This window comes from Streptomyces sp. NPDC045778 (genome assembly GCF_056431945.1).
Genome location: NZ_JBWKJZ010000021.1, coordinates 155,277 through 169,577, shown reverse-complemented (window position 1 = coordinate 169,577; position 14,301 = coordinate 155,277). Strand labels below are relative to the sequence as shown.

General features: G+C 74.2%; 14 protein-coding genes. 4 read left to right on the top strand and 10 right to left on the bottom strand.

Features of this window, described 5'->3' with window-relative positions:
* Nucleotides 1-138 precede the first annotated feature (138 nt).
* On the bottom strand, nucleotides 139-2,169 hold the full coding sequence (locus AC07GB_RS25940) for an NADPH-dependent 2,4-dienoyl-CoA reductase (protein ID WP_478849378.1): 2,031 nt from the start codon (nucleotides 2,167-2,169) through the stop codon (nucleotides 139-141).
* Nucleotides 2,170-2,369: 200 nt separating this feature from the next.
* A complete protein-coding gene (locus AC07GB_RS25935; protein WP_478849376.1) occupies nucleotides 2,370-2,903 on the bottom strand; it encodes a hypothetical protein in 534 nt (177 codons plus the stop codon).
* Nucleotides 2,904-3,232: 329 nt separating this feature from the next.
* Between AC07GB_RS25935 and AC07GB_RS25930 the strand changes: the two genes are divergently transcribed.
* On the top strand, nucleotides 3,233-3,730 hold the full coding sequence (locus tag AC07GB_RS25930; RefSeq protein ID WP_478849374.1) for a methylated-DNA--[protein]-cysteine S-methyltransferase: 498 nt from the start codon (nucleotides 3,233-3,235) through the stop codon (nucleotides 3,728-3,730).
* 107 nt (nucleotides 3,731-3,837) lie between these two features.
* Nucleotides 3,838-4,500, top strand: coding sequence for a 2OG-Fe(II) oxygenase (locus AC07GB_RS25925; RefSeq protein WP_478849390.1), 663 nt, complete (start codon nucleotides 3,838-3,840; stop codon nucleotides 4,498-4,500).
* A 12-nt stretch (nucleotides 4,501-4,512) separates the two neighbouring features.
* Here the strand turns inward: AC07GB_RS25925 and AC07GB_RS25920 are convergent, their stop codons facing one another.
* Nucleotides 4,513-4,731 carry a hypothetical protein gene (locus tag AC07GB_RS25920; protein WP_478849372.1) on the bottom strand — a complete coding sequence of 73 codons (219 nt, stop codon included), beginning with the start codon at nucleotides 4,729-4,731 and terminating at the stop codon, nucleotides 4,513-4,515.
* A gap of 156 nt (nucleotides 4,732-4,887) precedes the next feature.
* Here AC07GB_RS25920 and dnaA point away from each other — a divergent pair, with 156 nt between their 5' ends.
* Nucleotides 4,888-6,684 carry a chromosomal replication initiator protein DnaA gene (gene dnaA, locus AC07GB_RS25915; protein WP_478849370.1) on the top strand — a complete coding sequence of 599 codons (1,797 nt, stop codon included), beginning with the start codon at nucleotides 4,888-4,890 and terminating at the stop codon, nucleotides 6,682-6,684.
* 7 nt (nucleotides 6,685-6,691) lie between these two features.
* On the opposite strand, the gene AC07GB_RS25910 is transcribed toward dnaA, so the two are convergent.
* The 5 genes from AC07GB_RS25910 to lnt form a co-directional block, all read right to left on the bottom strand.
* Nucleotides 6,692-7,345 (bottom strand): alpha-ketoglutarate-dependent dioxygenase AlkB family protein, encoded by a 654-nt coding sequence (locus AC07GB_RS25910; RefSeq protein WP_478849368.1) that lies wholly within the window; start codon nucleotides 7,343-7,345, stop codon nucleotides 6,692-6,694.
* On the bottom strand, nucleotides 7,345-8,499 hold the full coding sequence (locus AC07GB_RS25905) for a methyltransferase (protein WP_478849366.1): 1,155 nt from the start codon (nucleotides 8,497-8,499) through the stop codon (nucleotides 7,345-7,347). The genes AC07GB_RS25910 and AC07GB_RS25905 overlap by 1 nt, the downstream gene beginning before the upstream one ends.
* 77 nt (nucleotides 8,500-8,576) lie before the next feature.
* A complete protein-coding gene (locus AC07GB_RS25900) occupies nucleotides 8,577-9,287 on the bottom strand; it encodes a hypothetical protein (RefSeq protein WP_478849364.1) in 711 nt (236 codons plus the stop codon).
* Between the two features lie 112 nt (nucleotides 9,288-9,399).
* Nucleotides 9,400-9,870: an NUDIX hydrolase gene (locus AC07GB_RS25895; protein ID WP_478849362.1), complete on the bottom strand. Its 471-nt coding sequence runs from the start codon at nucleotides 9,868-9,870 to the stop codon at nucleotides 9,400-9,402.
* 10 nt (nucleotides 9,871-9,880) lie between these two features.
* On the bottom strand, nucleotides 9,881-11,473 hold the full coding sequence (lnt, locus tag AC07GB_RS25890; protein ID WP_478849360.1) for an apolipoprotein N-acyltransferase: 1,593 nt from the start codon (nucleotides 11,471-11,473) through the stop codon (nucleotides 9,881-9,883).
* Nucleotides 11,474-11,737: 264 nt separating this feature from the next.
* Here lnt and AC07GB_RS25885 point away from each other — a divergent pair, with 264 nt between their 5' ends.
* Nucleotides 11,738-12,724 carry an O-antigen ligase family protein gene (locus AC07GB_RS25885; protein ID WP_478849358.1) on the top strand — a complete coding sequence of 329 codons (987 nt, stop codon included), beginning with the start codon at nucleotides 11,738-11,740 and terminating at the stop codon, nucleotides 12,722-12,724.
* A gap of 35 nt (nucleotides 12,725-12,759) precedes the next feature.
* Here the strand turns inward: AC07GB_RS25885 and AC07GB_RS25880 are convergent, their stop codons facing one another.
* Together AC07GB_RS25880 and AC07GB_RS25875 are read right to left on the bottom strand one after the other, a co-directional pair.
* Nucleotides 12,760-13,314: a hypothetical protein gene (locus tag AC07GB_RS25880; RefSeq protein ID WP_478849357.1), complete on the bottom strand. Its 555-nt coding sequence runs from the start codon at nucleotides 13,312-13,314 to the stop codon at nucleotides 12,760-12,762.
* Between the two features lie 156 nt (nucleotides 13,315-13,470).
* Nucleotides 13,471-14,271, bottom strand: coding sequence for a glutamate racemase (locus tag AC07GB_RS25875; RefSeq protein ID WP_478849355.1), 801 nt, complete (start codon nucleotides 14,269-14,271; stop codon nucleotides 13,471-13,473).
* Between the last annotated feature and the right edge of the window lie 30 nt (nucleotides 14,272-14,301).

The window sequence follows — 14,301 nt, the reverse complement described above, 5'->3', positions numbered from 1 at the left end:
GCAAGGGGGAAAGTGGAGGGTGGAACCCGGGGCCAGATGGGGTTTTCGGGGGGGGGGGGGGGGGGGTAGGGGGGGGGGGGGGGGGGGGGGTGTGGGGGGGGGGGGGGGGGGCCGCCCCCCCCCCCCCCCCGCGGGCGCTCACAGCGCGGCGGCCACTTCCGTGCCCTGCTTGATGGCGCGCTTGGCGTCCAGCTCGGCCGCGACGTCGGCGCCGCCGATGAGGTGCGCGGCCATACCGGCGGCGAGCAGGCCCTCGTACAGGTCGCGCCGGGGTTCCTGGCCGGTGCACAGCACCACCGTGTCGACGGGGAGGGTGCGGGCGGCGCCGTCGACCGTGAGGTGCAGGCCCTCGTCGTCGATGCGGTCGTAGCGGGCGCCGGCGACCATCTCGACCCCCCGGTGGCGCAGTTCGGCGCGGTGGATCCAGCCGGTGGTCTTGCCGAGGCCGCTGCCGACCTTGGACGTCTTGCGCTGGACGAGGTGGACGGTGCGCGGCGACAGGGGCCGCTCGGGCGCGGTGAGCCCGCCGCGCTCGCGGTAGTCCATGTCGACGCCCCAGTGCTTGAAGTACGTCGCCGGGTCGAGGCTGGCCTTGTCGCCGCTGTCGGTGAGGTACTCGGCGACGTCGAAGCCGATGCCGCCCGCGCCGACGATCGCGACCCGGTCGCCGACGGGGGCGCCGTCGCGCAGCACTTCCAGGTAGCCGACGACGCTCGGGTGGTCGACGCCGGGGATGTCCGGGGTGCGGGGCGTGACGCCGGTGGCGACCACCACGTCGTCGTACCCGGCGCCGGCGAGCAGGCCGACCGTCACGTGGGTGTTCAACCGCACGTCCACGCCGCGCAGTTCGAGCTGCGTGCGGTAGTAGCGCAGCGTCTCGTCGAACTCCTGCTTGCCGGGGACCTTGCGGGCCACGTTCAGCTGGCCGCCGATCTCGGCGGCCGCGTCGTACAGCGTGACGTCGTGGCCGCGCTCGGCCGCGGAGACGGCGCAGGCGAGTCCCGCGGGTCCCGCGCCGACCACGGCGACGCGCTTCTTGCGGCGGGTGGGCGTGAGGACCAGCTCCGTCTCGTGGCAGGCGCGCGGGTTCACCAGACAGGAGGTGATCTGGAGGTTGAAGGTGTGGTCGAGGCAGGCCTGGTTGCAGCCGATGCAGGTGTTGATGGCGTCGGGCTGCCCCTGCCGCGCCTTGGCCACGAAGTCGGGGTCGGCGAGCAGCGGGCGGGCCAGGGAGACCATGTCGGCGGCGCCGTCCGCGAGCAGCTGCTCGGCGAGTTCGGGGGTGTTGATGCGATTGGTCGTCACCAGCGGCACGGACACCTCGCCCATGACCTTCTTGGTGACGAAGGTGTAGGCGCCGCGCGGCACGGACGTCGCGATGGTGGGCACGCGGGCCTCGTGCCAGCCGATGCCGGTGTTGATGATGCTGGCGCCCGCGGCCTCGATCTTTTTGGCCAGGTGGACGACCTCGTCGAGCGTGGAGCCGCCGGGCACGAGGTCCAGCATGGACAGGCGGTAGACGATGATGAAGTCGTCCCCGAGGCGCTCGCGCGTGCGCCGCACGATCTCGACGGGGAAGCGGACGCGGTTCTCGTAGGCGCCGCCCCAGCGGTCGGTCCGCCGGTTGGTGGGGGCCGCGATGAACTCGTTGATCAGATAGCCCTCGGAGCCCATGATCTCGACGCCGTCGTAGCCCGCGTGCCGGGCGAGTTCGGCGGCGCGGACGAAGTCCTCGATGGTCCGCTCGACCTCGTCCCCGGTCAGCGCGCGGGGCTCGAACGGGCTGATCGGCGCCTGGAGCGCGCTCGGCGCGACCAGGTCCGCGTGGTAGGCGTACCGCCCGAAGTGGAGGATCTGCATCGCGATCCTGCCGCCCTCGCGGTGCACGGCCGCGGTGATCGGCGCGTGCTGCTCGGCCTCCGCCTCGGTGGTCAGCTTGGCGCCGCCCTCCCAGGGGCGCCCCTCCTCGTTCGGCGCGATGCCGCCGGTGACGATGAGGCCGACGCCGCCGCGCGCCCGGGTCGCGTAGAACTCGGCCATGCGCGCGAACCCGCCCGGCGCCTCTTCGAGGCCCACGTGCATGGAGCCCATGAGGACCCGGTTGGGCAGCGTCGTGAAGCCCAGGTCGAGCGGGCTGAGCAGGTGCGGGTAGCGGCTCGTGGAGTCCATGCGGCCTCTTTCGTACGCGGGGCGCGAAGTCGTCAGGACAGTTGTAGGCCAGCCCCATCCCTTATGCAACTAGTTGCACAATGGGCGGGACGTAGCTCACATCCCGACGGCCTCTGCCGCTGGTGCGGCGCGGCTCACCCCCGATGGCCTCTGCCGCAGGTGCGGCGCGGCTCACCTCCGCGGGCCGCCCCCGCCGGACCTCACTCCCCCGGCGCGTTCTCCTGGAGGAACCGCTCCACCTCGCTGGCCACGCCCGCCTTCGCCGTCGACGCCCTGGCGTCCACGCGGGTCGACGCCTCGTGCACCCCGAGGCCGCCCACCCACACGTAGCCGAACGACGGTTCGCCGTCGATCCGCGGGCTGACCTGGACGTCCACCTGCCTGAGCTTGGCCACGGGCGCGGCCGCGTAGAGGGTCGCCGTGACGCGGCGCTGCGGGTAGAGGTTGAAGTCCCGGATGACGACCGAGCCGTACTCGTCGACGAACGCGCCGTGTCCGTCCCGGCCCACGCGCACGTCGAAGTGCCATGGATGGTCGTGCAGGTCGATGGTGACGAACTCGGAGCCGCGGTTCTCGAAGGTGACGTCGAAGGCGACGTAGGTCAGGCCCTTGGCGTCCTCGTCCCGGCCGCGCTTGGGAGTGGCCCGCTTGAGGCCGTGCACCCGCACGCGCAGCCCTGCCAGTTCGTCGGACTGGTACTCCTGCCAGTCCCCGACGACGTTCGGTACGTCCATCTTCCCCACCCTTCGGTCGGCACAAGGCTGGAACGAGCTGCCTCTGTGACCTTTCCCCACTTGATCACTACCGGCCGGAGCGGCAGGTTATCCACGGGCGCACGCGTGACCGATGACTTCTCGCCGCCGCCGGGCCCCCTCGCGGCGCCCGCCGCCGCCCGCGCCGGGCGGGTCCGCGGCGCCGCGTCCGGACGCCCCCTCGCCGACGTGCGCGGGACCCGGTGAGCGCCGTGTCCGAAAACCGCCAGCCGCGGCCGTGCGCGCGCCGCAGACTGATCAGGAAGACACCGGTCGTGAGAACCGCTGGACCGCACGAGAGGACAGGCGCGATGACCGTCTACACCACCCTGGACAGCCCGCTGGGTGAGCTGCTGCTCGTCGGCGAGCCCTCGGCCACCGCCAAGGGCGGCACGGCGCTCGCGTCGCTCTCGATGCCGGGCCAGAAGGGCGCCGCGGTCGTCCTGGACGGCTGGGTCCGCGACGACGAGGCGTTCACCGTGATCGCCGACCAGCTGCGCGCGTACTTCGCGGGCGCCCTGACGCGGTTCGAGGTCGAGTACGCCGCCGGGTCCGGCACGGACTTCCAGCGCAGGGTCTGGGACGCGCTCGACTCCGTGCCGTACGGCACCACCACCACGTACGGGGCGCTCGCCGCGCGGCTCGGCCTTTCGCGCGCCGCCGTCCGCGCCCTGGGCACCGCCATCGGCCGCAATCCGCTGCTCGTGGTGCGCCCCTGCCACCGTGTGATCGGCGCGGACGGCTCGCTGACCGGTTACGCGGGCGGCCTGGACCGCAAGCGGCGGCTCCTGGACCTGGAGGCGTCGTGACCAGGGCCGCGCCCACCGCCGCCGGACCCGCTGAGCCCGCCGCCGGACCCGCTGAGCCCGCCACCGCCGGACCCCCCGCCGCGGTCGCCGCCGCCGACTGGGCCGGGATCGCCGCCGAGCTGGACGTCCACGGCTGTGCCCTGACGCCCGCGCTCCTCGACCCCGACGCGTGCCGGTCGGTCGCCGCCCTGTACGACGAGGCGGACCTGTTCCGGAAGACGGTCGACATGGCCCGGCACCGCTTCGGATCCGGCCGGTACCGGTACTTCGGCCCGGACCTGCCGGGCCCGGTCGCCGAGCTGCGAGCCGCCCTCTACCCCCGGCTCCTGCCGATCGCCCGGGACTGGGCGGCCCGCCTCGGCCGCCCCGCCCCGTGGCCCGACAGCCTCGACGAGTGGCTCGACAGGTGCCACGCGGCGGGCCAGTCGCAGGCCTCACAGATCCTGCTGCGCTACGAGGCCGGCGACTGGAACGCGCTGCACCGCGACCTCTTCGGCGACCTGGTCTTCCCGCTCCAGGTCGTCATCGGCCTCGACGTCCACGGCGCCGACTACACCGGCGGCGAGTTCCTGCTCGTGGAACAGCGCCCGCGCGCCCAGTCCCGTGGCACCGTCACCGTGCTGCCGCAGGGACACGGCCTGGTCTTCACCACGCGCGACCGGCCGGTGCGCTCCGCGCGCGGCTGGTCGGCGGCCCCGGTCCGGCACGGCGTGAGCACCGTCCGCTCGGGCCTGCGGCGCACCCTGGGCCTGGTGTTCCACGACGCGTAGCCCCGGCCGCGCCTACTCGCGGCGCCCGGGTGCGCGGGGGCCGGAGGCGTCCCGCGCGTCCGGGGGCCGCGGCGCCCCGTCCTGGCGCTGCCAGGCCGCGTACAAGGTGGAGAGCCCGACCGCGACGGTGGACACCGCCTCTGCCTTGACCCCGCACCGGATGAGGACGATCCCGGTCGCCAGGACCGCGAGGAATACGGCGAGGTCGGTTCGCCGCCGTGGAAAGTGCATCGTTCAGCCTCTCTGAATTTCTTGATCTCTTGCCCGGTCTGCCGCCTGATGTCCTGTCAGGCGGCAATCAGGCTGTTGGGGGTGCGAGGTGTTGCGGTAGGCGGCACAGTTGCCACGTGTCGCAACACCGGCGGCAGCAGCAGACAGGGAGTGGGCATGGGCAGCCTGGTGCCGCTGGGCGGGGAGCTTCCGGACGAGTCACGGGCGCTCGCCGAGGCGCTGCGCGGCCTCTTCGACGGGCTCGGGCTCAGCGTCCGCCGGTACGCGGCCCGCCGGAGCTGGGACGCCGGGTCCCTGTCCCGCTTCCTCAACGGCACCCGCGTCCCCACCTGGGAGTTCGTCAACGCCCTCGTCCACGACGTGGCCGAGCACCAGGGCAGGACGCCCACCCCCGAGGCCATGGAGCTGATCCGCCGGCTGCACCGCGAGGCACTGGCCCGCAGCGGCTCCCCGCTCCACCGGGTCCAGCTCCTCGAGGACCAACTGGCCGAGGCCGACCGGCAGTCCACCCGCTCGGCGGCGCTGGTCCGCGCGCTCGAAGGGGCGTTGGTCGACGCGCAACACCGCGCGGCGGACCTCGAGGTACAGATCGGACAGCTGCGCGCGCACCAAGGGCGCGAGCACGCCGACGCAGACAAGGTGCTCCAGCTGTACGAGGACCAGTTGGCCGGGCTCCGCAGGGAACGGCAGTCCCTCGTGCGGCAGGTGGAGGCGCTCGGCGAGGAACTCCGCGACGCCCACGCCCGCCGCGCCGAGGCGGAGGGACGCTGCGAGGAGCTGGAGCGGCAGTTGATCGCGGCCGAGGAGCACCGGCGGGACGACGAGGCCGTACCCCGGCCCCGGGAGTCCGGCGAGGGCCCGCGGGACTCCGCCCCCGCGACACCTGCCCCTCCCCCGCCGCCGCCCCGCAAACGCCCCCGACCGCCCGTCGGGAACACGTACCCGGGAGGGCTGAACCCCGGCTACGCCTTCGACACCTTCATCGTCGGCGAGTCCAACCGCTTCGCGAACGCCGCCGCCCTCGCCGCCGCCACGCGGCCCGGCCGGGCGTACAACCCCCTTTTCCTCTACGGGACGTCAGGGATCGGCAAGACACACCTGCTGCACGCCGTCGCGCACTCCGCACGCGGCCTCCATCCCGACCTCCACGTCCGGTACGTACACGCCGAGGACTTCTCCAGGTCCCTGGGGAAGTGCCGGGAAGCCGACGTCCTGCTGGTCGACGACCTCCACTTCCTGGCGCACACCAGGGCGACGCAGGAGGAGTTCCTCCACACCTTCAACGCGCTCCACGAGGCCGGGAAGCAGCTCGTGCTGTCCTCGGACCGGCCGCCCAAGCAGCTGACGAACCTTGAGGAAGGGCTGCGCAGCCGTCTGGAGTGGGGCCTGATCACCCACATCCAGCCGCCCGAGCTGGAGACGCGCGTCGCCCTCCTGCACCGCAAGTCGGTCGCGGACGGGCTCGACACGCCTCCGGAAGTGCTCGAATTCATCGCCGCGCGCACCTCGCGCACCATCCGCGAGCTGGAGGGCGCGCTGAACCGGGTGACGGCGTTCGCCCGCCTCAACCGGCAGCCGGTGGACCTCGGCCTGACGGAGATCGTCCTCAAGGATCTGGTCCCCGACCGCGGGCCGTCGCGCGGTGAGCGGGTCGGGCAGCTGATCATCGCCGTGACCTGCGACCACTTCAACCTGACGGCGGAGGAGCTGTGCGGCACGTCCCGCAGCCGGGTCCTGGTGACCGCGCGCCAGATCGCCATGTACCTGTGCTGTGAACTGACCGACCTGCCACGGCCGAAGATCCGCGAGCTGTTCCAGCGGCACGACCCGGGCACCGTGGACCACGCGGACCGCAAGATCCGGGCGCTCATGGCGGAGCGTCGCTCCCTCTACAACCAGATCACCGAACTCACCGTGCGGATCAAGGACGCCGCCGACGAACTGGCCGACTAGCGGGGCGTCAGCCGAGCCCGCTCACCCGCAGCGTGATGTTCACGCGCCCGGACAGGCCGAGTCCCGGTGGCGCCGTACCCGCGTGGATCCTCGGTACGCCGTGGTACGCGAGGCGCGACGGGCCGCCGAAGACCATCAGGTCGCCGCTGCGCAGCTCGACGTCCGTGTACGGACGCGCGCGCGTCTCGGTGTTGCCGAACCGGAAGACGCACGCGTCCCCGATGCTCAGCGAGACCACCGGCGCGGTGGACCGCTCGTCGCTGTCGCGGTGCATGCCCATGCGGGCGTCGGCGTCGTAGTAGTTGATGAGCGCGATGTCGTACGCGGGCGGCCCGTCGCCGCGGTCCCCGTACGCCTCCCGCACCGCCGCGCGCCCCAGCTCCGCGAGCCACGCGGGCAGCGGCTTCACCGGGGCGCCGTCGCCGTCGACGACGGTGCGCGCGTAGCCGTACGGGTACCAGTGCCAGCCGAGGCACACCTGCCGGGCGGTCATCGTGCCGCCGCCGGGCAGGTGGACGGTGCGCAGGCCCGCGGGCGGGCGGGCCCAGTCGCGGCAGGCGGCGAGCAGCTCCCGCTGCCGGCCGGGGCCGAGCCAGCCGGGCACGTGCACCGCGCCCGGGGCCACCTCGCCGCGCTCGCGCGGGAACAGCTCGTCGCTCATCAGCGCTTGACGGCCCGCAGGATCACGAACTTGCGGTTGCTCGCGGCCACTTCGACGTTGCCGAACAGGCGCTTGAGCCGGACGTGGTAGCCGAGGTGGCGGTTGCCGACGACCCACAGCTCGCCGCCGGGCCGCAGCGCGGCGCGGGCGCCGCGGAACATCCGCAGGGCCGCCGCGCCGGTCATGGCCTGGTGGCTGTGGAAGGGCGGGTTGTTCAGGACGAGGTCCACGGACGCGGCGGGCGTCGCCGTGAGCGCGTCCCCGGCAAAGAACTCCGCCTTCGCGGCGGCCGCGTTGGCCTGGAACGTGGCCTCCGCCGAGGCGACCGCCTGGTACGACTCGTCGACGAAGGTGACCCGCGCCTCGGCGTTGGCGAGCGCCGCGGCCGTGCCGAGCACGCCGTTGCCGCAGCCCAGGTCCACGACGTGGGCGTCGCCGTGGCTCGCGGGCAGGTGCTGGAGGAAGAAGCGCGTGCCGATGTCCAGGCGCTCGGCGCAGAAGATGCCCGCGTGGTTGACGGCGGTCAGGCCCGCGCCCGCCCCCGCGTCGGCGGGCAGGACGTACCGCCGCGGCCAGGGGCTGGGCTCGCGGGCCCGCTCCGGGTCCGGTGCGGCGAAGATCAGGCGGGCCTTCTGCCGGGCCGGCGAGGTGCGCGTCGGGCCGACGATGCGCTCGAAGAGTTCGAGCGTCGAGGTGTGGATCTCGGTGACCATGCCGGTGCCGACGACGACGGTGCCCGCGTGCAGGGCGGGCGCGATCCGGTGCAGCTGGTCCTCCAGGAGCGCGAGGCTCTTGGGCACCCGGACCAGGAGCACGTCGACCCGCTCGGGCGGCGTGTCCCGCGTCGTCAGCAGACGCGCCGGGTCGGGCGCGTGCCCGGCCCGCTCCAGATTGGCGAGGGTCGCCTGCCGGGCGAGGAAGGAGTCGGTGATCTGCACGGGCCGGTGCGCGGCGAGCGCCGTGGTCAGCGCGCCCCACCGGTCGCCGATCACGGCCACGGTGCCGTCGAGGGCGACCGGCGCGTCACCCTCCTCCCCCGCCAGATGCCGCAGCAGATAGGCGTCGGCCGCGGACCAGGCCCGCAGCTGATCGCGCGGGTCCTCCGGAAAACGGGTGAGGTCGTACGCACCCCATGACGTGCTCAAACGGTTCATCGTGCCTTCAGGCTACTGGTAGCGGCGATCGGGCCGCGGCCCCAGGTCGGCTCGCGAGGCGCGGCAGGGCCCCTACCTCACCGGGAACGCAGCCGTCGCTGTCGGGGCACGGCGACGCGGGTGCGGTCGGGGTCGGCCGGGCGTTCGGGGTCGTACACCGCGAGGACGGGCCGGTCGAGGGCCGCGCGGTCGACGACCACCGGCACGGCGTGCCGGGCGCCCCGCCGGTCGTGGAAGACGACGGTGACCTCGCCGCGCCTGCCGCGCACCGGACGCCAGCCCTCCAACTGGGCCTCGGCCGTGGTGAACCCGGCGCGCACCCGGCGCAGCGCGGCGGTCCTGCGCAGGCTCACGGCGGCGCCCCACACCGCGGCGACGCCGCCCACGGCCGCCACCGACCACAGGAACGTGAGCCAGGTCGTCACGGAGTGCCGCCCTATCGGCGCGAGCAGCATGAAGTCGGTGAGCGTGCCGTACGAGACGCGGCCGTCGGCCATCGCGTCGTACCAGCCCGTGAGGGCGGCGAACGCGCTGAGCGCGATCACCACGCCCGCCGTCGCGCGGTGCAGGAACCGGGCGGCGACGACGCCGAGCAGCACGTCCAGACCGATGCCCAGCTCCGGCGCGACGGCCACCAGCTGGTCGCTGCCGCAGCCCCGGTCGTCGTAGCAGGACCACTCGACGCTCGTGGCGTCGTACGTGCTCAGGTGCCACACGAGCCAGACCTGCCAGACGAGGAGCGCGCAGGCGAGCCCCCGCAGCACGACGCCGTAGGTCTTCCCGCGCAACTCCCGTCCCTGCCTCAGTGGTTCGGCGGCGCCTCGGGGGCGCCGCGCGGACAGCATCCGTCAATGTCCGTGCAGGCTACACGCTGTCCCGTGCGGCCACCACGGAGCGCGCTCAGCCACGGGCGAACCAGGTGGGCCCGTCCGCCATGGCCTGCTTGATGCGGAACAGGCCGGTCTCGTGCAGCTCGGGAAGCCGGTCCAGCGGGAACCAGGCCACCTCGAGGGACTCGTCGTCGTTGACGCGGGGCTCGCCGCCCACGGCCCGGCAGCGGATGGTGATGTCCATGAACTGGCAGACGTCGTGGTTGGGGTAGGTGACGGGCTCCAGGGTCTCCACGAGGACCACCCGCTCGGCGACGCAGCGCACGGCGGTCTCCTCGAAGACCTCCCGCTCGGCGCACTCGGCGGGCTGCTCCCCCGGCTCCGGGATGCCGCCGATCACCGACCACTTGCCGTTGTCGGCGCGCCGACCGAGCAGCACCCGGCCCTCGTCGTCGAAGACGATCGCGGTGACTCCGGGGAGCCACAGGAGCTGGTGGCCCACGTCGGCGCGCAGGGTCTTGATGAACTCTGGAGTAGCCATGATCAGCACCCTAACCGCCGGTGCCGGCCCGCCTGCGCGCGATCACCCAGCCGATTCCGGCCACTCCCAGACCGGCCAGAAACACCTCGGGCCACACCCCGAGCCGCGTCGCGGGCGTCTTGGAGCTGCGCTTGGGCACCTCCGCGACCAGCGACTCCGCCGTGAACATGCCCGTGCGCTCGGCGACCGTCCCGTCCGGGCGGATCACGGCGCTCACCCCGCTGGTCACCGGGACCATGACGGCCCTGCCGTGCTCGACGGCCCGCACCCGGTCGATGGCCAGTTGCTGGTACGTCATCTGGCTGCGCTCGAACGTGGCGTTGTTGCTCGGCACGGACAGGATCTGCGCGCCCTTGTTCACCTGGTCCCGGACCACGTCGTCGAAGGCCGCCTCGTAGCACGTCACGGGCCCGACCTCGGTGCCCGCCATGTCGAACACGACCGGCTTCGTGCCCGGCTTGAAGACGCCCGCGCGGTCTACGTCGGAGCTGAAGAGCCGGAAGAAGCTCCGGTAGGGCATGTACTCGCCGAACGGCTGGAGGTGCCGCTTGTCGTACGAGGCGCCGGGGCCCGCCTCGGGGTCCCAGAGGATCTGCCGGTTGCGGGGCTTGCCGTCCTTCGCCTCGACGACGGCGCCGACGGAGACGGGGGCGCCGATGGCCTTCGCCGCCTTGTCGATCTCCGCGTACGCGTCGGCGTTGGTGAACGGGTCGATGTCGGAGGAGTTCTCCGGCCACAGGACCAGGTCCGGCTGCTCGGCCCTGCCCGCCTTGACCTCGGCGGCGAGGCGCAGCGTTTCCCGGACGTGGTGGTCGAGCACGGCCCGGCGCTGGGCGTTGAAGTCCAGACCCATGCGCGGCACGTTGCCCTGGATGACCGCGACCGTGGCGGTGCCGTGCTCCGCCTGCGTGGACACCAGCGGTGTCGCGGCCGCCCCGGCGACCACGGGCGCGACGGTGAGCGCGGCGGCGGTCAGCACGGCGCGGTCCCGGGCGCGGGGCGCGGCCCTCAGGCGGCGCACGACGTCGGCGAGCCCGAAGCCGCTCAGGACCACCGCGAAGCCGAGCAGCGGGGTCCCGCCGAGCGCGGCGAGCGGCAGGAACACGCCGGTGGGCTGGCCGAAGGCGACCTTGCCCCACGGGAAGCCCTCGAAGGGGAAGCGCGCCCGCGCGGCCTCCGCGACGAGCCACACCCCGGACGCCCACACCGGCCACGCCGGAAGGCGGGACACCGAGGCGATGCCCAGGCCCGCCAGGCCGATGAACAGCGCTTCGGCGACGGCGAGGGCGAGCCACGGCAGCGGCCCCACGTCGACGCCCGTCCAGGAGAGCAGCGGCACGAAGTAGCCGAGACCCATGAGCAGGCCGAGACGGAACCCGGAGCCGGGCCGCCGGCCGTGCAGCACGAAGCCGAGCAGCGCGAACGCGAAGGGGGCGAGCCACCACAGCTCACGCGGCGCGAAGCTGAGGTAGAGCAGGACGCCGGAGAGCACCGCGGCGACGGCCGGAATCAGCCGTCGCCGTACCCGCTCCGCGCGGGTTTCCTGTCCGGGCTGCGGTTCGGTCTGCTCCGACGTCTCGGTGGGAGCGGTGGTGGCGGTCACCCGGGGAGTCTACGGCTCGCCACCTGGGCGCGGACAGCGCGGTCGGCCCCCGCGCGCGGGGGCGCCACGTGCCCCTCCCACACATTTGCTAGATCGTTTCTGCGCAAGACATCCACAACTCGTGTCAGCAGCCGCTACGGTGTGCCGCAGTCCCCGACACGCGGCTGGAACGCGCTGCCGCGGGGCGGGGGCGGCGGACACTCGGGGGGCGGGTTGGGGGCGACGGGGGCGGCGACGGCCGAGCGGGCCGGGGAGCGGCACGGGGTGACCGACGCGAGCGGTCTGGTGCTCCTCGCGGTGTGCGCGGCCTGGGCGCTGATCACTTCGGCGGTCGGCGGCGGGCGGCCGGACGGCGTGCTGCTCGCGGTCCTCGCGGTCGCCGCCGGGTACGCGGGCGGGCGCATCGCCGGAGCACTCCTGCCGGTGGCGGCCCCGTGCGCCGGGGCGCTCGCGGGGGTCTGTCTCGCCGTCGCGGCCCCCCACGTCACGCCCGGCCCGGCCAGTGCCTCGCCGCTCGGCCCCATCGGCGCCACCGCGGCGCTGCTGAGCCTGTCGGCGGGCGCGGTCTGCTGCGCGGCGTGGGCGGCGCGCGGGCCCGCGCTGCGGCTGTGTCTGCGCCTGGCCGCGGTCGCTGTGGTGGGCTGCGCGGCGGCGCTCGGCTCCACGGCGGGCTTCCTCGCCTGCGCCGGGATCCTGCTGTGCTCGCTCGCAGGGGCCCTGACCCGCCGGGCGCTCGGCCTCGCGGGGTTCGCCCTCGCCGCCGTGCTGGTGGCCGGGGCGTCCTGGGCCGTCGCCGAGGACCTGCTTCCGCGTGGCCTGACCGACTCCCTGGAGGGCCGGCTCGGGCCGCACCGGGTGCGGCTGTGGCGGGACGCCGGGGATCTGGTGGGCGCGCATCCGGCGTTCGGGGTGGGCCCGGGGCGGTTCGGCGACGCGTCACCGACCGTGACGGAGGGCCTGCTGCCGGACGGCAAGCCGCACTCGGCGCTGCTCCAGCAGGCCGCCGAGCAGGGCCTCACCGGAGTCGTACTGCTCACGGCTGCTTTCGGGTGGGTCCTGTTCGCGCTGTGGCGCTCGGCGCGCTGCACCGCGGTCGTCCTGACGGCGGGCGCGGCCCTGACCGCCGTCGCGGCGGTGGCCACGCTCGGCAACGCGCTGAGCGTGACGTCCGTGACGGCGGGCGCGGGCCTGCTCGCGGGCATCGCGACGGCCCGGCCGATACCGGAGACCAGGGGCGCCGACGGCGGCTAGCGCCGGGCCGGCCCTTGGCCGCGCGGGCAGGGTGGTCAGAGCGTGGGCGCGGGGCGGGTCGGCCGCAGGTGCTCGCGGATGACGCGGACCGCGCTCTCGGCGTTGTCCACGGTGACGGTGAACTTGTGGCCGTCGCCCAGTTCCAGGACGACGCCCTCGCCGCGCCGCACGATGACGGCGGTGCCCTGCTCGGGCCGCCAGCGGTAGCCCCAGCCGCCCCAGTGCCGCGGGGTGACGGCGGGCGCGAAGTCGGCGCCGACGACGTGCGAGAGCGGGATGCGGCGGCGCGGCAGGCCGATGTGGCCGCAGCGCACTTCCAGGCACTCCTTGTCGACCTTCACGGCGACGTGGACGAAGGCCAGGGTGCCGAAGAGGATCAGCAGGCCGACCGCGATGCAGCCGACGATGGACATGACCAGCGGCAGGATGCCGGAGGGCCACAGGGTCTCCACGGCCAGGTCGATGCCCAGCGCGAGGCAGGCGGCGCCGGCGCAGGCCAGCAGCCACTGGACGCGGTTCGACGCGCGTCCGGTCCAGATCTCGGGCTCATCCTCGGCGGCAGCCCGCTCGCCGTGGGCGTGGTCCGTCATGGAGTCGAGGTTACTCACGATCCGCCGCGAAGGCACCGCGTCGCGGAGAGATACCTCTCCGGCCGGACGCTCCGAACACCAGGCTTCCCGGGGGCAGGGCCCCGGTGGGGCGCGTTCCCGCCGCTGGGCCGCACGGGGGCGCCGACCAGGCCCCCGTCAGCTCTTCAGGGCCGGGCTCGCCGACGCCAGGAGGCGTCCTTCGGCGTAGGCCAGGGCCTCGGGCGGCAGCGCGGCCTCGCGCCCGCTGAGGAGCACGCGGACGCCGCCGTGGCGGTCGTCGGCCGTCGCACGGTCGCCCGGCACCTCGCCGATGCGGCGCAGCGTCTGGGCGGCGACGGCTCCGGCCGAGCCGTGCAGGACGAGCGGCGCCCGGTCCGCACGCTGGACGGCGGCGCGGATGCGCTCCGCGACCAGCTCGTAATGGGTGCAGCCCAGGACGACGGCCCTTACCTCGGGCGGGGTGAGGGCGGCGGCCGCCGCGATCGTCCGGTCGATGGCGTCCTCGTCGGCCCACTGCACGGCGTCGGCAAGGCCCGGGCAGGGCACCTCCGTGACGTCGACGCCCGCGGCGAACTCCTCGATGAGGCCGCGCTGGTAGGGGCTGCCGGTGGTCGCGGGGGTCGCCCAGATCGCGATCGGCCCGCCACCGGCCGCGGCGGGCTTGATCGCGGGAACGGTGCCGATGACCGGCAGGTCCGGCTCGAAGCGGGCGCGCAGGGCGGGCAGCGTGTGCACGGTCGCGGTGTTGCACGCCACGATGAGCGCGTCCGGGCGGTGCGCGGCGGCGGCCCCGGCAACCGCGAGGGACCGCTCCGTGAGGTCCGCCGTGTCGCGGGGGCCCCAGGGCATGCCGTCCGGGTCCGAGGAGAGCACGAGATCGGTGCCGGGGGCCAGGCGCCGTACCGCGGCCGCCGCGGCGAGCAGTCCGATTCCGGAGTCCATGAGCGCGATCTTCACCCGGTCACCTTAGACGATGGGCCTCACAAC